Raw genomic sequence first — 25,210 nt, 5'->3', positions numbered from 1 at the left:
TGCCATTATTGGTTTTATGATTGCAATTCAATTCCAGTCAATCAAGGAGCCAATAGCGCGTGATACCCGGGATATTTGGCAGCTAAGGGAAGATTTGCTTAAAGAAAAGAAATTTCAATCAGATTTGCTGTCTGAGATTCGTTCTACCGAGAAAAAACTTGCAGGATATGAGACAATGAGACAGCAAGGTAAGGGACAGGTCCTGAAGGAAACGCTAGAGGAATTGAAACAGGAAGCCGGAATGACTGAAGCAGCCGGCCCCGGAATCATTCTGACGATTGAACCTGTCTTCGAAGAGGTTATGCTAGGTGATCCTATCAGTAACACGATTACTCCGGATTTACTAAAGCGGCTTACAAATGAATTGAATATGTATGAAGCTAAACATATCTCGATTGATGGGCAGCGAGTAATCAATTCAACCGTCATTCGTGAGATTAGCGGGGAAACGAGAATTGATGGCCATAGCCTTCGTGAGCTGCCGATTGAAGTCAAGGTCTTGGCGGAAAATGCAATGGATGCCGAAAAATTGTCCAATAAAATGAAAGCTTCCCAGGCGGCGGAAGAGTTTTTCATTGAAAATCTAAGACTTACAATCTCTGAACCTATTCAGGAAATTAAAATCGAAGCATATGATAGCGAAATTGAAGTATCGAATATGAAACCGGCCGGATCCGGTGAAGGAGGCAAACCATAATGTGGCTTCCGCTGTTATCCCTTATTATTGGGGTGATACTCGGTCTTATGACCGACATCAGGATTCCCGATGAATACTCTAATTATTTGTCGATTGCTGTTTTAGCAGCGTTGGATACCCTTTTCGGGGGAGTCAGGGCCCATCTTCAAAATATCTATGATGAAAAAGTTTTTGTTTCCGGGTTCTTTTTTAACATCATCCTTGCGGCAAGTTTAGCTTTTCTGGGAGTCCATCTTGGTGTAGACTTGTATTTAGCTGCTGTTTTTGCGTTTGGAGTCCGGCTTTTTCAAAATATTGCCGTAATCCGAAGGTTATTATTGACAAAATGGTCAACAGCTCGTGAAAAAACAGAAAAAAATTGATTTTTTTTAAAGGGAATCATTTTGTTCTGACGAATATTTTTATAATATAAATATATATTTACAATTTTATGAACAATAAAAAGTAGAAATAGAAGGGTTTCTAAAGGAGGTGCCATAGGATGAACAGCAATGAAATATTTGTTAGTCTTGACATCGGTACATCCAGTGTAAAAGTGATCATTGGTGAAAAAGTCAATGACTCGTTAAATATTATCGGAGTTGGCAATGTAAAATCAGCTGGCCTCAGGAAGGGTGCCATTGTTGATATAGAAGAAACGGTTCATTCTATCAATAAAGCAGTTGAACAGGCTGAGAGAATGATAGGAATGGAGATTCGCCAAGTCATTGTCGGTATCACTGGCAACCATGTTATGCTTCAGCCATGCCATGGAGTAGTTGCCGTATCTAGCGAGAATAAGGAAATTACACGTGAGGATATTTACCGTGTCGAGGATGCCGCAAAGGTTGTTTCGATACCGCCTGAACGGGAAATTATTGATGTTGTCCCAAGGCAATACATAGTGGACGGGCAGGATGAAATTAATGACCCAATCAATATGATGGGTGTCAGACTTGAAATGGAAGGTACGATTATTACAGGTTACAAGACAATCCTACATAATGTACTAAGGTGTGTGGAGCGTGCCAATCTTGAGGTGCTCGATATAACACTCCAGCCGCTTGCGGCCGGGATGTTCTCCCTCTCGAATGATGAAAAAAGCCTTGGTACAGTCCTTCTAGATATAGGGGGAGGCACCACGACAATCGCTGTATTTGAAGAGGGCTACCTTAAAGCCACAAGTGTCATCCCTATCGGGGGGGACACTATAACAAAGGACCTGTCAATTGTCCTCAGGACTTCAACAGAGGACGCTGAGAAGATCAAGATTAAATATGGACATGCGTTTTACGAGGATGCTTCTGGTGAAGAGGTGTTCAGTGTCCCTGTAATCGGGAGCGACCAGCACCAGCAGTTCACTCAGCTTGAAATTTCCGAAATCATTGAAGCGCGGCTGGAAGAAATTTTCGAGCTTGTACTTCATGAATTTAAAAGAATGGGTATACGTGACTTGCCAGGGGGATACGTTCTGACTGGAGGGGTCTCCAACTTAGATGGTATCCTTGATCTTGCCCAGGCAGTATTCCAGAACAGGGTAAGAAAGGCTGTACCCGATTATATCGGGGTTAGGGAGCCTCAATATACAAGTGGTGTCGGGCTCATCAAATACGCTGCGAGAAACAACAGGCTGGAAGGGTACACAGTCCAATCTGTAAAAATTCCTCAGGGTTCCGAGCAGAAAGAAAAGAGACAGGTTAAGCAGCAGCCGAAACCAAAGCAGGAAAAGCAGCCCGAAGAGAAAATGACATCAAAGGTTAAAAAATTCCTGGGTTACTTTTTTGAATAAGGTAACTGCCTGCTAAGTGGGGGTTTCTCCAGCAGGCAGCTAGCCAAATCGGGCCATTAAGGGACAGGTATTCCCATTACACGGAAATTGGACGAATTAGGAGGATATGGCATGTTGGAGTTTGATACAAATTTAGACCAGCTAGCAACCATAAAAGTAATTGGTGTTGGAGGCGGAGGGAATAACGCAGTAAACAGAATGATTGAACATGGCGTCCAAGGGGTGGAATTCATCGCTGTAAATACGGATGCACAGGCTTTGAACCTTTCCAAAGCAGAAGTCAAAATGCAGATTGGCGCAAAGCTGACCAGGGGACTGGGGGCTGGCGCAAATCCTGAAGTAGGGAAAAAAGCTGCTGAAGAAAGCAAAGAACAAATTGAAGAAGCGCTTCGCGGAGCCGACATGGTATTCGTTACTGCCGGCATGGGCGGAGGGACAGGCACTGGGGCTGCTCCTGTCATTGCACAAATTGCAAGGGATCTTGGCGCATTAACAGTTGGAGTTGTCACAAGGCCGTTTACCTTCGAAGGCAAAAAGCGCCAGGGCCAGGCTCAAATGGGTATCTCCGGAATGAAGGAAGCGGTCGATACATTAATTGTTATCCCAAATGACAGACTGCTTGAAATTGTCGACAAGAGCACTCCGATGCTCGAAGCGTTCCGTGAAGCTGACAATGTTCTGCGCCAAGGGGTCCAAGGTATTTCCGACCTTATCGCGGTTCCGGGCTTAATCAACCTTGACTTCGCGGATGTAAAAACAATTATGTCCAGCAAAGGTTCCGCGCTGATGGGCATTGGCGTTGCTTCAGGTGAAAATCGTGCAGCTGAGGCAGCTAAAAAGGCAATCAGCTCTCCTCTCCTTGAAACTTCAATTGACGGAGCACAGGGTGTCCTGATGAATATCACAGGGGGATCAAACCTGAGCCTTTATGAAGTACAGGAAGCAGCTGATATTGTCGCATCCGCTTCCGACCAGGAAGTCAACATGATCTTCGGTTCGGTCATCAATGAAAATTTGAAGGATGAAATCCTTGTTACTGTTATCGCAACAGGTTTCAATGAAGAAGCAATCCAACAGAGGCCTTCAGCAAGACCGTCATTTGGACAGCAAAAGGCGCCAATGGGGACTGTGAAAAGGGAACCAAAGCGGGAGGAACCTGTCCAGGAGCCGGTAAGGCCTTCATCTGTATCACAGGAAGATGCTCTGGACATTCCAACCTTCCTGCGCAACCGTAACAGAAGAAGATAATTTCATCTCTACAAACGGCATAGCCCCAAGGGCATGCCGTTTTTCAAGGTTAAGGTGAAATACTGCAAGTCGTATTGCAAATTTCTCCTCAAGATAGTAAGGAGTGGATGCATAAATGGCTGAATTGCTTCCATTAATGTTAGAACGAGTAGGAATACTGATTATTGTCACATTCCTGCTTTCAAGGATGCGTTCCTTCAGGGAGGTCATCCATAATGAGCATGGTCTGAAAGAGAAGATGATGCTTATTCTCATCTTTGGGCTTTTCGGGATAATCAGCAATTATACAGGGATTGAGATTGACCATGGCGAAATAACTTCGCAGGTTTGGCAGGTTGGTGTTGAAGATGATGGGGCTATTGCAAACACAAGAATCATGGGGGTTGCAATTGGGGGCCTGCTGGGCGGTCCGCTTGTCGGTTTTGGTGCTGGGCTTGTTTCTGGTCTTCATCGTTTAACACTTGGAGGTTTTACCGCTGAAGCGTGCGCCATTTCAACTTTAATAGCAGGAGTGGTCGCCGGCCTTATAGGCAGGCGTTTTGATGTGAAAGGCAAAAACTCTGATATGAAGGCAGTGATAATTGGACTACTAATGGAAGGTGCCCAGATGGGAATCATACTTCTTCTTGCCAGGCCTTTTGCCGAAGCATATCAACTCGTCAGTCTGATTGCTATACCAATGATTTCAATTAATGCCTTTGGTACATTGCTGTTTATGCTAATGATTCAGGCGATGGTTCAGGAAGAAGAACGGACACGTGTACTCGAAACACATAAAGCTCTATATATTGCCCAACAGACACTGCCTTTCTTTAGACAGGGGTTATCGACCGAATCCGCAACGGATGCCGCAACCATTATCCTTAAATGGACGAACGCTGATGCAATTGCCATAACCAACCAGGATGAAGTTCTCGCTCATGTTGGGGAGGGTGGGGACCATCATATTGCAGGCCAGAAAATGGTGACTCTTTTAACAAAAAAGGTTATTTGCGAAGGAGAAATCCTCAAGGCCAAGTCCACAGAGGAAATCCAATGCAATCATAAGGGCTGCCCGCTTCACGCTGCCATTGTCCTGCCACTTAAAGCCAATGGAACGACAATTGGAACACTCAAGCTTTATTATAAAAACCCAAAAAGGCTGGATTTGGCTGAAAGCGAGCTTGCAGAAGGCCTAAGCAAGCTCTTCTCAACCCAATTGGAGCTTGGAGACGCAGAGTTGCAGCGGCGGCTTTTGAAAGACGCTGAAATCAAAGCCCTTCAGGCACAGGTGCACCCGCATTTCTTGTTCAATTCAATGAATACCATTTCAAGTCTGATTAGGACTGATGCAGAAAAGGCGAGGAAGTTATTGTTGAAATTAAGTACTTTTTTCAGGAGCAATTTACAGGGAGCAAATCACATGCTGATACCTCTTAAAAAGGAACTTGAGCATCTTGAAGCATATATGTCCCTTGAACAGGCGCGCTTCCCTGATAAATATAAGGTGGAAATCGACGTGAGCCCTGACTTGCAGGAGAGTTTAATTCCCCCATTTATCCTTCAGCCTCTGGTTGAAAATTCGATTCGCCATGCGTTCCAACGAAAATCTGTTGGAAGAGTGACAGTCACTGCATTTTCAGAAGAAGGAAAAATGTATATTGTCACGCAGGACAATGGAAATGGAATCCGTGCTGCCAAGCTTCAAATTCTTGGAGCGGATACGGTTGAGTCTGAGGAGGGGAGCGGCACTGCCCTCTGGAATATCAAAAAAAGGATAAAAGAGCTGTACGGCCATTCCGGCTCATTCAAGATTGAAAGCGACGAAGGCATTGGGACAACTGTAACAATCGCCTTGCCGTTATCCTATTCCAAAAAGGAGGGAGAAAACCTTGAAAGCATTTATAGTTGACGATGAACCGCTAGCCAGGGATGAACTGGCATTTTTACTTAAAGATACAGGCTATGTTGAAATTGCAGGGGAAGCCGAAAATATTAGTGAGGCTTTGACAGGATTGCAAAAGGCAGGCGCGGACGTTATCTTCCTTGACATCCAGCTTGCTGAAGAAACCGGCCTTGAAATTGCAAAGTGGATAAATCAGCTGGAGAAACCTCCGTTTATCGTGTTTGCGACAGCTTATGACAACTATGCATTGACAGCGTTTGAGCTCAATGCGGCTGATTATATCTTAAAGCCATTTGATGGAGATAGAGTCCGCCAGACCATTGAAAAGCTTGAAAAACTGATAATCAAGGATCCAATAAAACAGGAATTAAATCCAAGGATAATCAATAAGCCTGAAAGACTTGCTATCTCAGCTGATGATAAAATTTTGATTCTCAATGTCAAGGAAATTGTCTATATTAGTGCTCTAGAAGGCAGAACAATAATTGTTACAGAAAAGGACCGGCTGGAAACCGCCGATCCATTGATCAGTTTTGAAAAAAAACTGCAGAATACCGACATTTGCAAGGTACATCGTTCTTATTTGGTCAATCTTGATAAAGTGAAGGCAATTGAACCGTGGTTTAATTCGACTTATAATCTCGTTCTTGAAAACGGCGAGAAGGTTCCTGTAAGCCGGACATATGCAAAGGAAATAAAATCAATTCTAGGGTTCTGATTGCATTTCAATCAGAACTTTTTGCTTTTTACCCCGGAATTTCTGCATTTTATCCGAAAACGCACAATAAAGCGCTTTCTTTCGATAAAATCATCTTGAAAAGGAAAGGGGAGTTATATAGATGAATGCGATTTCTATAGTCATCGGATCCATTTGTGTTTTGGTGATTGCCTACAGGCTTTATGGAACTTTCATGGCTGTAAAAGTGTTAAAACTGGACGATTCCAAACCAACACCAGCACATGAACTGAACGATGGGAAAGATTATGTCCCTACAAACAAATGGGTCACTTTTGGCCACCATTTTGCAGCGATTGCCGCAGCAGGGCCTCTGGTAGGGCCAATCCTTGCAGCGCAGTTTGGTTATTTGCCAGGTTTGCTTTGGCTTTTAATCGGAGCGGTTATCGGTGGTGCTGTCCATGATGCAGTAGTTCTATTTGCATCAATGCGTAAGAAGGGACAGTCGCTCTCTGAAGTTGCGAAAGAGGAGCTTGGCCCGGTTGCTGGCTTTTGTACAGGCCTTGCCATGTTATTCATCATTACAATCACGATGGCTGGCTTATCCATGGTTGTCCTCCATGCACTAGAGAACAATCCGTGGGGCACTTTCGCCGTTGGTGTGACCATTCCGATTGCGATGGTAATGGGTCTTTATTATAAAAAGACCGGCAACTTAAAGGTTTCTACTACAGTGGGCTTTATTGTCCTTATGGCATGTGTTCTGGCAGGGCCTTCTATCCAGAATACTGCATTAGGCGAGTTGTTAACCTTAGATACTAAAACACTTGCTATCATTCTTCCAATCTATGCATTCTTTGCTGCTGCTCTGCCTGTCTGGCTGCTGCTTGCACCTAGGGATTACTTGAGCAGCTTTATGAAAATCGGTGTATTCATTGCTTTAATTATCGGTGTATTTTTCATTAATCCTGCAATTGAAATGCCAGCATTTACCGAATTTATCGGTGGAGGCGGACCGATTCTTGCCGGCCCTGTTTGGCCATTTATTTCAATCACTATTGCTTGTGGCGCGATTTCTGGTTTCCATGCGTTCGTTGGTTCCGGTACAACACCGAAAATGCTTGACCGCTGGAGCGATATTAAGGCAGTCGGTTTCGGAGCTATGTTGGTAGAATCTCTTGTCGGTGTCATGGCCTTGATTGCAGCAACAGCACTTCACCCTGGTGATTACTTTGCAATTAACTCTACACCTGAAGTATTTAAAACACTTGGAATGAACGTGGTCAATCTGCCTGAATTGGCAAGGGAAATCGGGCTGGATCTTGAAGGGCGTACTGGCGGTGCTGTTACGTTGGCAGTTGGGATGACGTATATATTTACTGAAATCCCTTGGTTCAGCAATATGGCAGCGTACTTCTTCCAATTCGTCATCATGTTCGAAGCTGTCTTTATCCTGACAGCAATTGATGCGGGTACGCGTGTTGCCCGCTACTTAATTCAGGACTTCTTTGGGGATTTTTACAAGCCTTTGAAGAAGACTGATTGGGTACCAGGATCGATTTTTGCTAGCGCGCTAGCGTGCTTCTTATGGGGCTATCTCCTTTACTCCGGTGATATCGGTTCGGTTTGGGCGCTCTTTGGCGTATCCAACCAGCTGATGGCTTCAATCGGTTTGATTATCGGAGCTACCGTTATCTTGAAAATTGCCGACAAGCGCCGCTATATGCTTACATGTTTAATTCCATTGGCATATCTATTTGTAACAGTCAATTACGCAGGCTACTGGATGATTACGAATGTCTACCTGAACACTGCAGCAGCAGGGTACAATGTTCTGAACGGTATATTATCAATCATCATGCTGATACTTGGCATAGTAATCATGGTTACAGCTATCAAAAAATGGATTGAAGTTTGGAATTCTTCGACGAGGCTGTTGGATGCAAAAGCAGCATAAGTATTTTAAGCTTTTATAAGCCGGATGAAAATTTCTCCTGGCTGAGGTACAAAAAATTACGAGAAAAAGAACCGGGAATGAACCCGGTTCTTTTTCCGTTATTTCTGTATAACTTCTAATTTCCCCTTGCACCAATATCTCCATTGAGAAAAAATCCAAAAGAGCTTTCCTGCTAAACCTATCAGGAATACTGACAAAAACTGCATACATCAGCTGAAATTTCCTTAATTTCACATACAGGAAGTGACACACTTCCAACTCTCAGATAGGCTATACTTTTTCGTAAACAGAACACGGTTCCCTAAGTTAAGGTCTAATTAAGTGAACCTTCCTTCAGTTGGGGGTTGCCAACCTTCACTGATGGTTAGTCTCGCGCAAAGCGGGATTGGTTTTTCCAAAGCCAGCGGCTTCAAGAAAAATCTAAGTTCATCAATCAGATCTTTACGGGCTGTTATTCCCCGCTAATGTTCTTGTTTACCTTTGAATCTTGAGGTGGGGTTCTACTTCCCGTTAAGAGTGGGAGAAAGGAGGAGCGTGTGACTGTTTATCTGGATGTTATATGGGCTTTGAACTTTTTATTTGATTGCCTTTTGCTTAGTCTTGCCGCGCTGATTATAAAATGTCGAGTCAGTATGTGGCGGCTTGCTGCCGGTGGTCTTCTAGGTTCCTTGATCATTCTGCTTCATTTCACTTCAATTGGCTACTATGCAACCCATCCGTTAACGAAATTTGCATTCTCGATCCTGATGGTACTCGCTACATTTGGGTACAGACAATTGAAATTTTTCTTTTCAGCACTCCTGGCCTTATACTTTTCAACTTTCCTGATAGGCGGAGCGCTAATGGGCGCCCATTATTATTTCCAAACTGCAGAGGGAGCTGCTTCCGAATTCCTTGCATCGGCTTCTGCGGGGCTGGGGGACCCGGTCAGTTGGCTGTTCATTGTACTCGGCTTTCCGATTGCTTGGCATTTCTCAAAAAATCGCATTGGAAACATTGAAATGGCAAAAATCAAATACGATCAGCTCGTAACTGTAGAAATAACTATCAACGAACAGTGTTATCATTTCTCCGGTCTGGTAGACAGTGGCAATCAGCTTTATGATCCTTTGTCACGGCTGCCTGTCATGTTTGCATCCATAAAGGAAAGAATCGAGGAATTGCCTCAAAGTTTTAAGATGTTTACAGCTTCAGCTGATGAAATGATTAACAGTGAAAAAGCCATCCCTGAGGGGTGGGAAGGCCGGATGAGAATAGTTCCTTACTCAGTAGTTGGACAAGAGCATCAGATGGTCGTTGCAATAAGGCCTGATAAAGTTTCAATTCATGCAAACGGGCAGTCATTTACAACAACGAAGGCTCTTGTATCCTTCACTATGCAAAAGCTATCTGCTGATGGCTCCTTTGAATGCATTGTCCATCCGAAACTGCTGTCCGGAGTACCCGATAATGGGCCCGGTGTAGCAAGTTAATATAAATATACTCACAGATACATAATTTAGAAGGAGGAAGACACTTTGAGTAAATGGAAACTACGAATATCCTATTATTGGACCAGACTGTTAATCAAGCTTGGTATAAAAAAGGATGAGGTCTACTATATAGGAGGCAGTGAAGCCCTTCCCCCGCCGCTTAGTAAGGATGAGGAGGAAGTTCTCCTAAAAAAACTCCCTGGCGGTGATAAAGCAGCAAGGTCAATCCTGATTGAGCGTAATTTGCGCCTTGTCGTGTACATTGCACGCAAATTTGAAAACACCGGTATTAACATTGAAGACTTGATTTCGATAGGAACAATAGGGCTGATCAAAGCAGTCAATACATTCAATCCCGAGAAAAAAATCAAGCTTGCTACATACGCTTCGCGGTGCATCGAAAACGAAATTCTGATGTTCCTAAGAAGAAACAATAAAATCCGTTCAGAGGTTTCTTTTGATGAACCGCTGAATATTGATTGGGATGGAAATGAGCTGCTGTTATCGGATGTTTTGGGGACAGATGAGGATATTATCACAAAGGATCTAGAAGCAAATGTAGACAGAAAACTTCTCGCCAAAGCACTTCATCAATTATCAGACAGGGAAAAGCAAATTATGGAGCTTCGATTCGGACTTGTGAATGGAGAAGAGAAAACTCAGAAGGATGTCGCTGATATGCTTGGGATATCTCAATCCTATATTTCAAGGCTGGAAAAAAGAATCATAAAACGCCTAAGGAAAGAATTCAATAAAATGGTTTAATGAATTTGATAAAGTGATTTTAAAAATGCTGTCTTTTTCAAAAAAAATTTTTTCCATTAATTCCTTATAGGACTTGGCTTGAGTTAATTGAACGTGGTACCAGAGGCATGAGTGCCTGCATATTTTTCCTTTCCGCGGAGATACTGTTTTTTGAACAGCAGCTCCTGTAAGGAGGGAAAAGGCATTGACTCGGAATAAAGTTGAAATTTGCGGTGTTGATACGTCCAAACTTCCGGTATTGAAAAACGAAGAAATGCGTTTGCTTTTCAAGGAAATGCAAGAAGGGGACATATCCGCAAGGGAAAAGCTGGTCAACGGGAATTTGCGGCTTGTGTTAAGCGTCATCCAGCGTTTCAACAACCGTGGCGAATTCGTTGATGACCTGTTTCAAGTGGGCTGTATCGGCCTGATGAAATCGATTGATAATTTTGATCTTGGTCAAAATGTAAAGTTTTCAACTTATGCAGTTCCAATGATTATTGGGGAAATCCGCCGCTACTTGCGTGACAATAACCCAATTCGTGTTTCAAGGTCGCTGAGGGATATTGCCTACAAAGCCCTCCAGGTAAGAGAAAGGCTGATGAGTGAAACCTCAAGGGAACCGACAGCCGAAGAAATTGCCAGGGTACTCGAAGTACCTCATGAAGAAATCGTTTTTGCACTGGATGCCATCCAGGACCCTGTTTCATTATTCGAGCCCATCTACAATGATGGCGGAGATCCAATCTTTGTCATGGATCAGCTCAGTGATGAACGGAATAAAGATTCAAATTGGATTGAAGAAATTGCCCTTAAAGAAGGGATGCGGCGCCTGAACGAAAGGGAAAAGCTTATCTTGCGAAAACGCTTTTTCCAGGGGAAAACCCAAATGGAGGTTGCCGAAGAAATAGGTATCTCACAAGCCCAAGTCTCCAGGCTTGAAAAGGCTGCGATCAAACAAATGAATAAGAACATCCAAAGCTAAGCTGCCTCTAGGGGCAGCTTTTAAATTTGTTGATTTCAATGATTAAACCAAAAGAGAGGTGTGATTATCTCTGTATTTGGTACAAAAGTCCGTTGATCTCCACTCTTCAGTGGGAAGATTCCAAGAATAATAATCGCAGGAGAAAATGCGCTTTTTGCATTTTCGAACGAGTCTTCCCGCCTTCCGCTACAATCAACTTGGTTCCATAAAATTTCTTTCCTAAAAGCAATTAGTTTACGAAGACATTTTTTAAAATAAACATCTTTATCCTATAAAACAACCTTAGCTAAAAATGAGTAACATTTCACGTGTTCCAGGAGGTTAAAATGTCATTCATAGAGGCGATGAGTGACATTTCGGGTTTGCCAGGAGGTCAAAATGTCATTCATAGAGGCGATGAGTGACATTTCATGTTTGTCAGGAGGTCAAAATGTTATTCAAAATACCATGAGTGACATTTCATGTTTGTCAGGAGCTCAAACTGTCATTCATTAAAGCAAAACAGCCAAAAACTTAAGTTGACCCGATATAGTATAAATTTCATCTTTTTATTTAAATCCCTCAATAGACGAGCCCATTGAACATATATTCTTAATAGAACAGGACAGGAGTGGGTAAAGATGATTCGTATATCAGATTTTCAGATGAAGGATGTCATCAATGTTGCTGATGGGAAGAAGCTTGGCAATATCACAGATATAGATATCAACCTGGCTTCCGGGAAGATCCAATCCGTTGTTATTGGAGGAACAGGCAAAGTATTGGGGCTTTTCGGGAAGGATGAAGATATGATTATTCCCTGGCCGAATATATTGAAAATTGGAGAGGATGTTATTTTGGTCAGGACAGCTGGGTTAAGAGAAAAGTCTGCACAAGAGGAAGAAAACACCGTTAGTTGAGTTCTGCAGTTCCGCAAAAAGCTCCCTTGTGATACACTAGAGAAAAAAACAAGGGAGCCACCATGGAACCATTTATCTCCAAAGAAGGAACGGTTTTTGTTTTAGAGCAATGGATGGAAAAGTTTCCTGGCCTCGTTGCTGGCTTTTCTTCAAAAAATGGCGGCGTAAGCCAATCGCCTTTTATGAGTCTGAATACCGGCTACCATGTTGGCGATGATCAGGGTAGCGTAGTGAAAAACAGAGAAATTATTGCTAATATTGTAGGATTTCCTCTTGAATCATGGGTTTGCGCGGAACAAACTCATGGCGCCAATATAGTAAAGGCTGCCCGTTCCCACATGGGAAAAGGTGCGGATGAATATACAAGCTCTGTCAAAGATACAGATGGATTTTATACAAATGAAACCGGCCTATTGCTTTCACTCTGCTTTGCTGATTGTGTTCCGATTTATTTCATTGCTCCGGAATTCAAGATGGCCGGCGTCGCCCATGCCGGATGGAAAGGCACGGTATCAGGGATAGGGCCGGAAATGGTGAAGGCATGGAAGGCTGAGGGAATTAAACCGTCAGATATCCTGGCTGCTATTGGCCCATCTATTTGCGAAAAATGTTATATTGTAGATGATTATGTTTTATCTTTTGTAAAGAAGAGACTGGAACATGTCGAAAAAAAGCCATATAATCAGATTAGTACAGGCCAATATGGCTTAGACTTGAAAGAGATGAACCGGCAGCTTCTCCTTGAGAGCGGCATACCGGAAAAGAACATAACAATTAGTAACTATTGTTCCAGCTGTGATTCAGGAAGCTTTTTCTCTCATCGCCGGGATTTAGGCAAGACTGGGAGGATGGTTGGATTCATAGGCTGGAGAGAGGGTGCCAAGAAGTAATGGAAGTAGCTAAAAACCTCAGGGATATTCAGGCAAGAGTAAAAGATGCTTGCCAAAGGGCTGAAAGAGACCCAGGGGATATTAGGATTATTGCTGTAACTAAATATGTCAGTATAGAGAGAGCAATCGAAGCAGTGGAAGCGGGGCTTACAGATATCGGTGAAAACCGCGATGACGGGCTTCTTGCCAAATGGGAACACCTTGAAGGCAGGGCGGCATTTCATTTTATTGGCACACTGCAAACGAGAAAGGTCAAGGCTGTCATTGGCAAAGCGGATTATATCCACTCACTGGACAGGCTATCTTTGGCCGAAGAAATCAATAAGCGAGCGAGTGGCCCTGTCAAATGCCTAGTACAGGTGAATGTTTCTGGCGAAGAGAGCAAACACGGTCTAAGTCCTGAATCAGCAATTGACTTCATTTCGGAGCTTGTCAAGTTTGAGAATATTGTTGTTGAGGGATTAATGACAATGGCTCCGTTTACGGATGAAGAAGAAGTTCTGAGAAAATGTTTTAGAAACCTGAGAGAGTTACGCGGCCGCGTTCAGGAAATGGGTCTCCCATACGCGCCTTGCAGGGAATTATCGATGGGGATGTCAAATGATTTCGAACTTGCTGTTGAAGAAGGGGCTACAATGATCCGGATTGGGACAGCGCTAGTGGGGAAAAACGATACGGAGGTGCAGGTAAATGAGCATTAAATCAAAATTCAAGACATTCTTTTTATTGGATGACCAATACGACGAGGAAGAGGATTACATTGAAGAGCCTGAACCGTTGAGGCCCCAGAAGCAGCAGACTGCTGTGAAGACACAGAATGTCGTCTCTCTTCAGAGCGTGCAGAAGTCTTCTAAAGTTGTTTTGATTGAGCCAAGAATGTATTCCGAAGCGCAGGAAATTGCCGATCATTTGAAGAATAGGCGTGCAGTAGTTGTCAATCTTCAAAGGATTGAGCATGATCAGGCGAAGAGGATTGTCGATTTCCTTAGCGGAACAGTATATGCTATAGGTGGCGACATTCAAAAGATTGGATTAAGCATTTTCCTTTGTACTCCGGACAATGTTGAGGTTTCTGGCAATATTTCCGAGTTGATGCAAGAAAGTGACTTTCAAGATTCGAGGTGGTAAGGAGTAAATGGAGTTTGTATTAGATATTCTTGAAAATATAATCGGTCTCTATTATTGGGCATTGATTATCTATATACTGTTGTCCTGGTTTCCGAATGCGCGTGAGTCAGCAATCGGCCAATTTTTGGCGAGGATTTGTGAACCGTACCTTGAGCAATTTAGGAGGTTCATCCCTCCGCTAGGCATGATTGATATTTCTCCGATTGTCGCAATCATAACCCTAAATTTGGCCAGTACTGGGTTGAGAAGTGTATTCGGATGGCTCACTAACAATTTTTAAAAGTTTAAAATGCACTGGCTTGAAAAGAGCCAGTCCTTTTTAATTGCAGGTTTACTACATAAGGAGTCTCAAATGAATATTTATCAGCATTTCAGACCTCAAGAACGTGAATTTATTGATCAGGTCCTTAATTGGAAAGACACAGTCGAGAATTCGTATGCGCCCAGGCTTACTGATTTTCTCGACCCAAGAGAGCAGCATATTCTGAAATCTTTAATAGGGGATAACAACGATATCCGTTTAGAACTGTATGGTGGCCCTGATTATGCAGAAAGAAAGAGGGCATTATTGCTTCCCGATTATGCCTTAAGCAGCTCGGAGGATTTTCAAATCAGTTTAATCGAAATAAAATACGCTTCAAAATTTGTAACAATAGAACATCCTCAGGTTCTGGGAAGCTTAATGTCACTAGGACTGAAACGTGAAAAATTTGGCGATATCCTTGCTGATGGCAATAAGGTCCAATTTCTTTGTGCGTCTGAGGTGTCGCCCTATGTAATGAGCCAGCTTGAATCAGTTGGCCGGGCTTCGGTAAGCCTGACAGAAGCTAAAATGACTGAAGCTATCATGCCTGCCGAAACGTGGTCAGAAGACACTACCACCGTCAGTTCATTAAGACTTGATGCTGTTCTTGCGGCAATTCACCATATTTCCAGACAAAAAGCCCAGCTTTTGATTCAGCAGGGAGTAGCCAAGGTGAATTGGGCTGTTACAGAAAACACGGCTTTTGAGTGTGGTGAAGGCGACATGATTTCAGTCCGCGGATATGGCAGAGTGAAAATCCAGTCTATTGAAGGTAAGACGAAGAAAGATAAATGGCGTATAACAGTGGGGAAACAAAAATAATCTTTAAAATATGCAGGAAAATGCCTGTTTCTGTCGAATAACAAAATAGTACATATAAAGCTCGTAACGGGCTGATGCGCCGGATTGGCAGATAAAGAACTCAATTAGGGAGGTGGCGTCATGCCATTAACGCCGTTAGATATTCATAATAAGGAATTCAATAAAGGGTTCCGGGGATACGATGAGGATGAAGTAAACGAATTTCTCGATCAGGTAATCAAGGATTATGAACTGATCCTCAGGGAGAAGAAGGACCTGGAAGAACGATTAAATGATATGAATGATAGACTCGGTCATTTTACCAATATCGAGGAGACTCTCAACAAATCAATTATCATTGCTCAGGAAGCAGCTGAGGAAGTAAAGCGCATTGCCCAGAAGGAAGCAAAGCTAATCATTAAAGAAGCCGAAAAGAACGCAGACAGGATTGTTAATGAATCGCTGTCAAAAGCCCGCAAGATTGCCCTTGAAATCGAGGATTTGAAAAAGCAGTCCAAAGTATTCAGGACCCGCTTCAAAATGTTGATTGAAGCACAGCTTGATATGATCAATAACGACGATTGGGATCATCTCCTTGATTATCAGGTCGATGCAGCCGAATTGAAATCAAGCCAGGAAGAAGACTCGCTCGCTTGACGTTTACCAGCGTTTCGCATATAATTTTTAAAATGAAAAGCGTAAATGCCCGTTAAGCGACGTATGGCCTCCTCGAAAATGCACAAAACGCATTTTCTTCGTGCGATGCATATGCTTCCGAAGCCTTCCTTGTGGAGGGCCTCGAAGGAGATAAAGGAAACACGATGAGCGTAAGCGAATCGATGTTGACTTATCGTAACGAGGGGACCGAAGTACACTAGGCGCTGGGCATTGGAGCTAGACAATAATTAATGGCAATGACAGGGACAGTAAATTATTCATCAGCTTTTTCCAGAGAGCCGGGTATGGTGGAAGCCCGGCAAAGGCAGGAATAATTGAATATCACCCTGGAGCCCCGTGCCGAAAAGCATCTGCTGACTAAGCACAGGCGTCACATCCACGTTACGGATGTTTGAGCGGACAGTTTTGAACTGTCTATCAGGGTGGTACCGCGGGAGTATACAAACCTTCTCGTCCCTATTTGGGATGGGGAGGTTTTTTGTTTTTTCGAGAGTCGTAAAAGCGGCCACAGCCAATCTAAAGTTTGAAGCAATTTTCGGGAGGAAAAGGAAATGGATTACAAAGACACGTTGTTAATGCCGAAGACGGATTTTCCGATGCGCGGAAACCTTCCAAAGCGGGAACCAGAAATTCAGGAAAAATGGAATGAAATGAACATCTACGCCAAGGTACAGGAACGGACAAAAGGCCGCCCGATGTATGTTTTGCATGACGGCCCTCCGTATGCCAATGGTGATATCCATATTGGGCATGCACTTAATAAAATCTTGAAGGATATCATTGTTCGCCACAAATCAATGACAGGCTATAATGCGCCTTATGTACCTGGCTGGGATACACATGGCCTTCCTATCGAGCAGGCACTGACCAATAAAGGTGTTAAGCGCAAGGAAATGACGATTGCCGAGTTCCGTAAGCTCTGCACGGAATATGCTCTGGAGCAAATCGACAGCCAGAGAAAACAGTTCAAACGGCTCGGAGTCAGGGGAGACTGGGAAAACCCTTATATCACGCTTAAGCCTGAGTATGAAGCACAGCAAATCAGAGTGTTTGGGGAAATGGCGAAAAAGGGTTATATCTATAAAGGCCTTAAGCCTGTTTACTGGTCTCCTTCCAGTGAATCCGCCCTCGCTGAAGCTGAAATTGAATATAAAGATAAAAAGTCTCCATCGATCTATGTTGGATTCAATGTGAAAGATGGAAAAGGCGTCCTGGACACAGATACAAGCATTGTCATCTGGACAACAACACCTTGGACTATTCCTGCTAACCTGGGAATCTCAGTACACCCTGAGTTAACTTATGTTGTAGTTACTGCAGGCGGCGGCAGCTATCTTGTTGCTGAAGCACTGCTCGAATCAGTTGCGGCAGAAATTGGCTGGGAATCATGGGAAGTGACCAAGAAGGTTAAAGGAAGCGACCTTGAATATGTTGTCGCTGCCCACCCGCTTTACGGACGTGATTCGTTGGTAATGCTTGGGGAGCATGTAACGACAGATGCTGGTACCGGGTGTGTCCATACAGCTCCTGGCCACGGGGAAGACGACTTCCAGGTCGGCCAGAAATATGGCCTCGATGTCCTAAGCCCTGTTGACGATAAAGGTGTTATGACAAAAGAAGCTGAAGGCTTCGAAGGTCTATTTTATGACACAGCTAATAAGCCAATTACAGAGGCTCTTAAAGAATCAGGCGCCCTGCTTAAACTTTCATTCATCACTCACTCTTATCCACATGACTGGAGAACGAAAAAGCCGGTTATTTTCCGGGCAACAGCCCAATGGTTTGCCTCCATCAAGGATTTCCGTGATGATTTGCTTGAAGCAATCAAGGAAACGAAATGGGTGCCGGCTTGGGGTGAAACCCGCCTGTTCAATATGGTACGTGATCGTGGTGACTGGTGTATTTCCCGCCAGCGTGTCTGGGGTGTGCCAATCCCGGTGTTCTATGGTGAAAACGGCGAGCCAATCATCACAGATGAAACGATTGAACATGTTTCAAACTTGTTCCGTGAATATGGCTCAAATATTTGGTTTGAAAGAGAAGCAAACGATCTGCTTCCAGAAGGGTTTACACACCCTGCATCGCCAAATGGCAAGTTCACGAAAGAATCGGATATCATGGATGTCTGGTTTGATTCCGGCTCTTCCCACCAGGCAGTACTGGAAGAGAGAGAAGACCTGCAGCGCCCTGCAGACCTCTACCTGGAAGGCTCTGACCAATATCGCGGCTGGTTTAACTCTTCTTTATCAACTGCAGTAGCAGTGACAGGAAGGGCTCCATATAAGGGAGTGCTTAGCCATGGCTTTACCCTTGATGGTGAAGGCAGGAAAATGAGTAAGTCACTGGGTAATGTAGTGGTGCCAGCAAAGGTAATGGACCAGATGGGTGCAGACATTCTCCGCCTGTGGGTATCATCAGTAGACTACCAGTCGGATGTCCGTGTATCCGATGCCATCCTGAAACAGGTATCAGAGGTTTATCGCAAAATCCGGAATACGTTCAGATTCTTGCTCGGAAACCTTGCTGATTTCAATCCCGCAACAGATTCGGTACCGTATGAAGAATTGCGTGAGGTTGACCAGTTCATGCTCGTTAAGCTGAACAAGCTAATTAAACAGGTAAGGGATTCTTATGAACGATATGAGTATTCTGTCATCTACCATGCAGTAAATAATTTCTGTACACTGGATTTAAGTGCATTCTATCTCGATTTTGCCAAAGATGTTCTCTACATTGAAGCGGTTGACAATAAGGAACGCCGGGCTATCCAGACTGTCCTGTATGAGTCGCTTGTTTCGTTGACTAAGCTTGTATCGCCAATTCTTTCGCATACTGCCGATGAAGTATGGAACTTTATCCCTGGTGTCGAGGAAGAAAGCGTACAGTTGACAGATATGCCGGAACACAAAGATATGGCTAATGGAGAAAAACTTGAAGAGAAGTGGACTTCATTCATGAAGCTTCGTGACGATGTTTTAAAAGCATTGGAAGAAGCGCGTAATGAAAAAGTCATCGGCAAGTCCCTGACTGCGAAGGTGACTTTATATGTTAATGAAAAAAGCCAGGCTTTGCTCGACTCGATTGATGAGGATGTTAAACAGCTGTTTATTGTATCCGGATTCGAAGTTGCAGGTACGTATGACCAAGCGCCTGAGAATGCAATCAAGCTTGAGCATGCCGCACTAGTTGTAACAAAAGCTGAAGGCGAAACTTGTGAACGCTGCTGGGTTGTTACCCCAGAGGTTGGCGAGGATCCTGATCATCCTACACTATGCCCGCGTTGCGCTAGTGTTGTAAAGGAATCCTACTCAAACGAAGGTTCACAAGAGTAAACCTTGGAAAAAAGCCTCAATGTACCAAAAAGGATTCTGATTTTGGGTGCATTCTAATTAAAACACACAAGAAAAGACGTATGAATTGGCATACGTCTTTTCATTATTATCAAAATTTCTAAGGTCCTTGTATTTCTAATAAAGAAACTATTTATATAATAGAAACCTTGCCCTATAGGAATGGGCTACAGGACAAGGCTCCGATTTAAAAGGTTATGGCCAATAGGGGCGAACTATCGGACCAAACCTTTAAATCCGTTCATAGTGTATTAAGGTTATTGCTTTAAGACTCTCTTTGCCCCAACATAGCGGTCCTTCCAATACTTCGAATCCATGGATTGAATAGAAACTCCTTTGCTTACAGTAACGGCGATGAATTTGTTTTTGCCTAGATAGATACCAACAAATGATACGCCTTTGCCATCCGTGTTGAAAAATACAAGATCGCCTTCTTTAAGATTTTTCTTCGCTACAGCTTTGCCAATCTTATATTGATCTTTTGAAGTACGAGGCAGACTGATTTTTGCAGCAGACTTTTTATAAACGAATTGAGTGTAGCCTGAAGCATCAAAGCCTTTAGGTGTTGTACCGCCCCATTTATATGGTGTTCCGATATACCGTTTCGCAACTTCGGTAACTTCCTGACCCCAGGATACGGATGCCTCCGCCTTCTTGGTGAATGGAACTGCAAACATAGAAACAACCAGCGCCAATATTACTCCCCATACTATTAACCCCTTTGAAACGTGAAACCGTACTGCCATTTTGATGACCCCCAATTAAGTGAATTTGTTTGACACAACACAATAGTCGAAGAGGAATCAAATTTCGTTTCAACTTTTTATAAAGAACTGTTCGACAACATTATTTGCTAAAAAGGGTCATGTTTTCTCGAATTTAATAAGTACCTATTAGAAAATCCTATTATTTTTGTGCAGCATTGCATGTTTGTGCTAAAATGCATTAGAAGTCATCGAGAAGATGTGGAGGGTTTATTTGGTGCTTTATTACTTAATTGCGGCTTTTATTATCCTGCTGGACCAAATTACGAAATGGCTGATTGTGAAATATATGAATATAGGAGATAGCATTCCGGTTATAAATGATTTCCTTTATATAACGTCACACCGAAACAAGGGTGCTGCTTGGGGCATTTTGCAGGGGCAGATGTGGCTGTTTTATGTAATAACCGTCATTGTTATCATTGGAATCGTGTATTACATCCAGAAAGAGACTAAGGGCAAGACTCTGCTAGGTGTTTCTCTGGGTTTTATGCTGGGAGGGGCGATTGGCAACTTTATCGATCGTGTTCACCGGCAGGAAGTAGTCGATTTCATCCACACATTCATATTTAACTACAATTTCCCAGTATTCAACATCGCGGATTCCGCACTTGTTATTGGAGTATTTCTATTGATGATACAAATGATAAAAGAAGAACGGGAAATGAAGAAGGAGAAATCGTATGGAAAAGATGGAACACACCATTCTTGATAAAGAGAAGGGTGACAGGATTGATAAGGTAGTTGCATCCCTTAATGAAGAATGGTCAAGGACCCAGGTACAGGCCTGGATTAAAGAAGGCAACGTACTTGTCAATCAAAAGCCTGTCAAAACAAATTACAAATGCGCGCTGAATGACGTGATTGAAGTAACGGTCCCGGATCCGGAAGCACTTGATGTAGTGCCGGAACCTATGGATTTTGATATTTATTTCGAAGATAGTGATGTTCTTGTTGTAAACAAGCCTAAAGGAATGGTCGTCCATCCTGCGCCAGGACATTTGACAGGGACGCTTGTCAACGGGTTAATGCATCATTGCAAGGATTTGTCGGGCATTAATGGGGTTCTTAGGCCTGGTATCGTCCACAGGATTGATAAGGATACGTCAGGGCTTCTAATGGTGGCAAAAAACGACATGGCTCATGAAAGCCTGGTGAATCAGCTTGTTGAAAAAACAGTTACCAGGAAATATAAAGCAATTGTCCACGGCACCATACCGCACGACTATGGGACGGTTGACGCTCCGCTTGGGAGGGATACCAGGGACAGGCAAAGCATGACTGTCGTTGATGGCGGGAAACATGCTGTGACACATTTCCATGTTCTCGAGAGGCTTGAAGATTTCACATTTATTGAATGTCAGCTGGAAACGGGAAGGACCCATCAAATACGCGTCCATATGAAATATATTGGGTATCCGCTTGTTGGTGATCCGAAATACGGACCTAAGAAAACCCTCGATCTAGGCGGGCAGGCATTGCATGCGGGAATACTTGGATTTAAGCATCCTCGTACCGGTGAGTATCTTGAATTTGAAGCACCTCTCCCGACATATTTCGACAAACTCCTAGACGAATTGCGCAAAAAGAATTGACAATCACCTTACATTGAAGTACTATAGCTATAGTTTAATAAGCCCTTTAAGAGCGGTCCTGTGAGGCTGAGAAGGAAACGGACATGTTGAGCGCCCAATGGGTGTACTCTTCTATGGAATTTCCAACCTCCCACAGCTGCTGGGAGGTTTTTGTTTTAATATAAGGCTTGCGCTTTTCTAATTATTTCTTCACCAGAAGGATGGAAGTTATATGGGACAAAAAGCAGTTGTTTTAGATGAACAGGCAATCCGAAGGGCATTGACCCGGATAGCCCATCAAATCATCGAAAAGAATAAAGGCATTGAGGATTGTATTCTTGTTGGTATCAGAACAAGAGGCGTCTATCTTGCAGAAAGACTTGCTGAGAAAATCCAGCAGATTGAGGGAAAAGACATTGCGACCGGGGAACTTGACATCACCTTGTACCGCGATGATTTAACTAAAAAAACCGAAGATAGTGAACCGCTTGTTAAGGGTTCGGATATCCCGGCGGGTGTAACTGACAAGAAGGTTATTATGATTGATGATGTCCTATATACAGGAAGGACAGTCCGCGCAGGAATGGATGCAATCATGGACCTTGGCCGTCCTGCACAAATCCAGCTGGCCGTCCTCGTTGACCGTGGACATCGTGAACTTCCAATCAGGGCCGATTATGTTGGCAAAAACATCCCGACCTCCAGCTCAGAAAGAATCGTGGTTGAACTGTCTGAACTTGATGGCAGTGACCAGGTAAGCATTTACGAGTAAAATTAAAAACAGAATATCCCTTTTAATTGCAGTCCAGAGAGTCTGCCAAGGGGGAAATGCAGGATAGCAGGGCTGATTATGCCCTGTCCGATACAGGATACTTCGGTGTTCTGCTGCATTCAACCTCCTTGCACATTCTGCTGCAGGGAGGTTTTTTTGTAAAGTGAAATCAATTGAATTGATTAACGCAGTCTTTGTAAAAGAGAAAAGCGCGAAAATGGCGCAATAAAAATTATTGGGGGAGACTCATGCATAACAAACCAGTTCTAGACGTAAATGAAAAACCAAACATTATCCAGTTAATTACCTTGAGCCTTCAGCACCTGTTTGCGATGTTTGGCGCGACCATTCTTGTACCGTTCCTGGTCGATTTGAGCCCCGCGATTGCGCTAATCTCAAGCGGCCTGGGAACTCTAGCCTTCATGGCGATTACCAAATGGCAAGTACCAGCTTACCTAGGATCTTCCTTTGCATTTATTTATCCGATTTTGGCCGCAAAAGCGACTGATGGCCCCGGCGGCGCAATGATTGGAAGCTTTATGGCAGGTTTGGTTTATGGAATTGTCGCTCTTATTATTAAAAAAGCTGGCCACCGCTGGATAATGAATATTCTGCCTCCAATCGTTGTAGGCCCCGTCATCATCGTAATTGGACTTTCACTCGCTGGAACAGCGGTAGGCATGGCTATGAATACAACAAACGGCCCTGAGCATTATAGCTTGATTCATTTCTCGGCAGCACTCATAACCCTTGCATCCACCATCATATTCTCTGTTTTCACCAGAGGGATGCTGAGTATCATCCCAATTCTCGCAGGCATCGTGGTTGGCTATCTTTACTCGCTGGCTGTAGGTATTGTTGATTTTTCAAAAGTGATAGAGGCAAAAATCTTTGAAATGCCAGAGTTTATCATTCCTTTCGTTCACTACGATATTAATATCACACTTGACCTTGTCCTATTGATGGTGCCGGTCGCAGTTGTCACATTGTCCGAGCATATTGGCCATCAGCTTGTCCTCAGCAAAGTCGTTGGCCGTGACTATATTAAAGAGCCAGGCCTGCACCGCTCCATCCTCGGAGACGGGGTAGCAACAATGATTTCTGCACTGATTGGCGGGCCGCCAAAGACCACTTATGGTGAAAATATTGGTGTTCTGGCCATTACAAAGGTTTATAGTGTCTATGTCATCGCTGGAGCCGCCATTGCGGCAATAATTTTCGGATTTATTGGAACAATCACAGCGTTGATCGGTTCAATCCCACCTGCTGTAATGGGAGGCGTATCCATCCTCTTGTTCGGAATCATTGCCTCTTCAGGCTTGAGGATGCTAGTTGACAGTAAAATCGATTTTGGAAACAATCGTAATCTTGCCATCTCCTCGGTCATCCTTGTAGTCGGTATCGGAGGAGCGTTCATAAAGGTTACTGACAGATTTGAAATCCAGGGCATGGCTCTGGCAGCAATTCTTGGAATCGTGCTGAACCTGGTCCTTCCAGGCAGGGAGTCTGCACAGGAGAATATGTTTGAAGTAAATGATGACGAAAAAACAGCCTAATATTACACCTTTTAAACAGGCCCAGAGAGGCAAGTAAGGGTGCAGAGCTACATTCGGGAAGACCATCTTGAATGCAGCATACTTAGATGCGCCCTGGCCCTTAGCCTGGGCGTATTTTTTAAAATCGAAAGGGGATTCCGCTATGCATTTACTGACATTAGACGAACTGGAATTGACTGAGATACTCGGATTGTTGAAGGATGCCGGGGAGTTTGCGAAAGGGGCGGAATGGAGCCCCTCCAAGAAGATGTACGTTTCTAACCTGTTTTTTGAACCGAGCACAAGGACCAAATGCAGCTTTGAGATGGCCGAAAGGAAACTTGGCATGGAAATCATCTCATTCGAAGCCCATACATCAAGTGCGCTAAAAGGCGAGAGCCTCTATGATACTGCCAAGACGCTGGAGGCAATTGGGGTGAATGCATTGGTCATACGTCATCCCTCAGACCGCTTTTATCAGGAATTAAGGGGAGTCCATATTCCAATTCTAAATGCAGGTGATGGATGTGGTGATCATCCCACTCAATCACTGCTTGATTTAATGACCATACAGCAGGAATTTGGCAGATTCAAAGGCTTGAAGATTGCTATCATTGGCGACATTCGCCATAGCAGGGTAGCCCATTCAAATACCCAAGCGTTGACCAGACTTGGTGCGAAGGTTGTTTTCTCCGGGCCTGAGGAATGGTTTGAACGAACGCTACCATACGAATCTGTCGATAAAGCTGTAAGAAGCTCTGATGTTGTCATGCTGCTGCGTATTCAGCATGAACGCCATGAGTCTAGGAGCAGCCATCCCGAGAACTATCATCAACAATTTGGTCTGACACTTGAACGGGAAGCATCTATGAAACCTGGGTCAATCATCATGCACCCGGCACCAGTGAACAGGGATGTTGAAATTGCTGGCAGCCTTGTTGAAAGCAGCCGTTCGAGGATTTTTAAGCAAATGGAAAATGGTGTGTATGTTCGGATGGCTGTCCTAAAAAGGGCGCTTGAATCAACGAATCTATCACGAGTCTATTCTACATACCCTTTTATGGTAAGAAACTGAGTATCAGC

At 43.7% G+C, this 25,210-nt stretch carries 24 protein-coding genes and 1 other annotated feature; of the genes, 23 read left to right on the top strand and 1 reads right to left on the bottom strand.

Features of this window, described 5'->3' with window-relative positions:
• Positions 1 to 16 precede the first annotated feature (16 nt).
• The 18 genes from AM500_RS15690 to ileS all read left to right on the top strand — a co-directional run bounded on the left by AM500_RS15690 (position 17) and on the right by ileS (position 19,464).
• Entirely contained in the window at positions 17 to 697 is a 681-nt protein-coding gene (locus AM500_RS15690) for a DUF881 domain-containing protein (RefSeq protein ID WP_053601743.1), read from the top strand.
• Positions 697 to 1,059 (top strand): small basic family protein, encoded by a 363-nt coding sequence (locus tag AM500_RS15685; protein WP_043933417.1) that lies wholly within the window; start codon positions 697 to 699, stop codon positions 1,057 to 1,059. Before AM500_RS15690 ends, AM500_RS15685 begins: the two co-directional genes overlap by 1 nt.
• Positions 1,060 to 1,178: 119 nt before the next feature.
• Positions 1,179 to 2,465: a cell division protein FtsA gene (gene ftsA, locus AM500_RS15680; RefSeq protein WP_053600050.1), complete on the top strand. Its 1,287-nt coding sequence runs from the start codon at positions 1,179 to 1,181 to the stop codon at positions 2,463 to 2,465.
• Between the two features lie 111 nt (positions 2,466 to 2,576).
• Positions 2,577 to 3,713 carry a cell division protein FtsZ gene (ftsZ, locus tag AM500_RS15675; RefSeq protein ID WP_043933415.1) on the top strand — a complete coding sequence of 379 codons (1,137 nt, stop codon included), beginning with the start codon at positions 2,577 to 2,579 and terminating at the stop codon, positions 3,711 to 3,713.
• Positions 3,714 to 3,828: 115 nt separating this feature from the next.
• Positions 3,829 to 5,604, top strand: a complete 1,776-nt coding sequence (locus AM500_RS15670; protein WP_053600049.1) for a sensor histidine kinase — start codon at positions 3,829 to 3,831, stop codon at positions 5,602 to 5,604.
• Positions 5,585 to 6,316: a LytR/AlgR family response regulator transcription factor gene (locus AM500_RS15665; RefSeq protein WP_053600048.1), complete on the top strand. Its 732-nt coding sequence runs from the start codon at positions 5,585 to 5,587 to the stop codon at positions 6,314 to 6,316. Before AM500_RS15670 ends, AM500_RS15665 begins: the two co-directional genes overlap by 20 nt.
• Positions 6,317 to 6,437: 121 nt before the next feature.
• Entirely contained in the window at positions 6,438 to 8,231 is a 1,794-nt protein-coding gene (gene cstA / locus AM500_RS15660; protein ID WP_053600047.1) for a carbon starvation protein CstA, read from the top strand.
• 536 nt (positions 8,232 to 8,767) lie between these two features.
• A complete protein-coding gene (gene spoIIGA, locus AM500_RS15655) occupies positions 8,768 to 9,703 on the top strand; it encodes a sigma-E processing peptidase SpoIIGA (RefSeq protein ID WP_053600046.1) in 936 nt (311 codons plus the stop codon).
• A 45-nt stretch (positions 9,704 to 9,748) separates the two neighbouring features.
• The gene (sigE, locus tag AM500_RS15650; protein ID WP_043933410.1) at positions 9,749 to 10,468 is read left to right on the top strand and encodes an RNA polymerase sporulation sigma factor SigE; all 720 of its coding nucleotides are present in this window, start codon (positions 9,749 to 9,751) and stop codon (positions 10,466 to 10,468) included.
• A 184-nt stretch (positions 10,469 to 10,652) separates the two neighbouring features.
• Positions 10,653 to 11,432, top strand: a complete 780-nt coding sequence (sigG, locus tag AM500_RS15645; protein WP_043933409.1) for an RNA polymerase sporulation sigma factor SigG — start codon at positions 10,653 to 10,655, stop codon at positions 11,430 to 11,432.
• Between the two features lie 620 nt (positions 11,433 to 12,052).
• Positions 12,053 to 12,331, top strand: a complete 279-nt coding sequence (locus tag AM500_RS15640) for a YlmC/YmxH family sporulation protein (protein WP_053600045.1) — start codon at positions 12,053 to 12,055, stop codon at positions 12,329 to 12,331.
• A 62-nt stretch (positions 12,332 to 12,393) separates the two neighbouring features.
• Entirely contained in the window at positions 12,394 to 13,221 is an 828-nt protein-coding gene (gene pgeF / locus AM500_RS15635; protein WP_053600044.1) for a peptidoglycan editing factor PgeF, read from the top strand.
• A complete protein-coding gene (locus AM500_RS15630; protein ID WP_053600043.1) occupies positions 13,221 to 13,922 on the top strand; it encodes a YggS family pyridoxal phosphate-dependent enzyme in 702 nt (233 codons plus the stop codon). Before pgeF ends, AM500_RS15630 begins: the two co-directional genes overlap by 1 nt.
• The gene (locus AM500_RS15625; RefSeq protein ID WP_043933405.1) at positions 13,912 to 14,349 is read left to right on the top strand and encodes a cell division protein SepF; all 438 of its coding nucleotides are present in this window, start codon (positions 13,912 to 13,914) and stop codon (positions 14,347 to 14,349) included. Before AM500_RS15630 ends, AM500_RS15625 begins: the two co-directional genes overlap by 11 nt.
• A 7-nt stretch (positions 14,350 to 14,356) precedes the next feature.
• Complete coding sequence (locus AM500_RS15620; protein ID WP_053600042.1) at positions 14,357 to 14,629, top strand: YggT family protein; 273 nt, start codon at positions 14,357 to 14,359, stop codon at positions 14,627 to 14,629.
• Positions 14,630 to 14,701: 72 nt separating this feature from the next.
• The gene (locus AM500_RS15615; protein WP_053600041.1) at positions 14,702 to 15,475 is read left to right on the top strand and encodes a YlmH family RNA-binding protein; all 774 of its coding nucleotides are present in this window, start codon (positions 14,702 to 14,704) and stop codon (positions 15,473 to 15,475) included.
• Between the two features lie 120 nt (positions 15,476 to 15,595).
• Positions 15,596 to 16,111 carry a DivIVA domain-containing protein gene (locus AM500_RS15610; protein ID WP_053600040.1) on the top strand — a complete coding sequence of 172 codons (516 nt, stop codon included), beginning with the start codon at positions 15,596 to 15,598 and terminating at the stop codon, positions 16,109 to 16,111.
• Positions 16,112 to 16,359: 248 nt separating this feature from the next.
• Positions 16,360 to 16,593, top strand: a binding site (T-box leader).
• 90 nt (positions 16,594 to 16,683) lie between these two features.
• On the top strand, positions 16,684 to 19,464 hold the full coding sequence (gene ileS, locus AM500_RS15605; RefSeq protein ID WP_053600039.1) for an isoleucine--tRNA ligase: 2,781 nt from the start codon (positions 16,684 to 16,686) through the stop codon (positions 19,462 to 19,464).
• A 275-nt stretch (positions 19,465 to 19,739) separates the two neighbouring features.
• Here the strand turns inward: ileS and AM500_RS15600 are convergent, their stop codons facing one another.
• The gene (locus tag AM500_RS15600) at positions 19,740 to 20,228 is read right to left on the bottom strand and encodes a C40 family peptidase (RefSeq protein WP_053600038.1); all 489 of its coding nucleotides are present in this window, start codon (positions 20,226 to 20,228) and stop codon (positions 19,740 to 19,742) included.
• 235 nt (positions 20,229 to 20,463) lie between these two features.
• Between AM500_RS15600 and lspA the strand changes: the two genes are divergently transcribed.
• The 5 genes from lspA (at position 20,464) to AM500_RS15575 (ending at position 25,202) form a co-directional block, all read left to right on the top strand.
• Positions 20,464 to 20,958, top strand: a complete 495-nt coding sequence (gene lspA / locus AM500_RS15595) for a signal peptidase II (protein ID WP_043934843.1) — start codon at positions 20,464 to 20,466, stop codon at positions 20,956 to 20,958.
• Positions 20,930 to 21,841 (top strand): RluA family pseudouridine synthase, encoded by a 912-nt coding sequence (locus tag AM500_RS15590; protein ID WP_053600037.1) that lies wholly within the window; start codon positions 20,930 to 20,932, stop codon positions 21,839 to 21,841. The genes lspA and AM500_RS15590 overlap by 29 nt, the downstream gene beginning before the upstream one ends.
• A gap of 211 nt (positions 21,842 to 22,052) precedes the next feature.
• Positions 22,053 to 22,592 carry a bifunctional pyr operon transcriptional regulator/uracil phosphoribosyltransferase PyrR gene (gene pyrR / locus AM500_RS15585; protein ID WP_053600036.1) on the top strand — a complete coding sequence of 180 codons (540 nt, stop codon included), beginning with the start codon at positions 22,053 to 22,055 and terminating at the stop codon, positions 22,590 to 22,592.
• A 248-nt stretch (positions 22,593 to 22,840) separates the two neighbouring features.
• Entirely contained in the window at positions 22,841 to 24,148 is a 1,308-nt protein-coding gene (locus tag AM500_RS15580) for a solute carrier family 23 protein (protein WP_053600035.1), read from the top strand.
• Positions 24,149 to 24,290: 142 nt separating this feature from the next.
• Complete coding sequence (locus AM500_RS15575; protein WP_053600034.1) at positions 24,291 to 25,202, top strand: aspartate carbamoyltransferase catalytic subunit; 912 nt, start codon at positions 24,291 to 24,293, stop codon at positions 25,200 to 25,202.
• Positions 25,203 to 25,210: the final 8 nt, after the last annotated feature.

It is taken from the genome of Bacillus sp. FJAT-18017 (genome assembly GCF_001278805.1).
GTDB lineage: Bacteria > Bacillota > Bacilli > Bacillales > Cytobacillaceae > Bacillus_D.
This window is presented reverse-complemented; position numbering and strand designations above follow the sequence as displayed.